1 protein-coding gene is annotated in these 850 nt (G+C 69.5%); it reads left to right on the forward strand.

Annotation, left to right across the window (positions count from 1 at the left end; translation table 11 throughout):
• Positions 1–109: 109 nt before the first annotated feature.
• A complete protein-coding gene (locus EJK15_RS69690; RefSeq protein WP_138720981.1) occupies positions 110–490 on the forward strand; it encodes a VOC family protein in 381 nt (126 codons plus the stop codon).
• Positions 491–850 lie beyond the last annotated feature (360 nt).

Below are 850 nucleotides of genomic sequence, written 5' to 3' on the forward strand. Positions count from 1 at the left end.
CCGTCACCGGCACCCTCAACGGCCGACCGTTCCGGGTAAACGTCCCCGGATACTGACCCGCCCCACCCCTGTGGGGCGCTCGCGGCCCCGAGCGCCCCACAGGGTCCCGATGGCGGCACAGCTAGCCGCGGAGCCACCTCGGCACCTCGGCACCTCGGCACCTCGGCACCGGACTGTCGATCCGCGTGAGATCTGGGCGTTCGACACGCTCGGCTTCACGGTACTGCGCGACGAGTCGATCCCGACCGGACGGTGGATCGAGCTCGCACCCGGCGGCGACAACGTCGTCGTCACGCTGGAGCAGGCCACCGAAGACGTCACCCGCGGCCCCACCACTATCCGGTTCACCACCGACGACGCAGCGGCCGCGCACGCGGCCCTCAACGCCGCCGGCGTTGATATCGATGAGATCCTTCAATGGCCCGGCGTACCACCGATGTTTGCCTTCCGCGACCCCGACGGCAACGCTTTCTCCATCACCGAGACGTGACAGCCGCCGACATGGGCCCTCCGTTCCCGAAGCTGACCTGAACGCCGAACCCCGCGGCGCCCGCACCGGATGACACCGCCAGAGCCGGGTGTCGGGATTAGGTCTAATCCCGACAGGCCACCCTGCCCGGGCTCAGGCCGCTGGTCACCGGGGCGATCAGAACAAGGGGATCGGCCGTGCCGCCGCCGGACAGCTCGCCGAGCTGGCATGACCGTCCTGATCGGCGCCAGGGGCCAGCGGCGGGGCGATGAGGCCGCCGTGGGTCGGTGCAGGTCAGGGTTTCCCTTTAAAGGTGCTGCACCCTTGTCATTTCGTTGGATGGACGTGGTGTTCGGGCCGTCGGCGCGGTAGGAGCCCGCA

Source organism: Nonomuraea basaltis, assembly GCF_005893125.1.
Lineage (GTDB): Bacteria > Actinomycetota > Actinomycetes > Streptosporangiales > Streptosporangiaceae > Nonomuraea > Nonomuraea basaltis.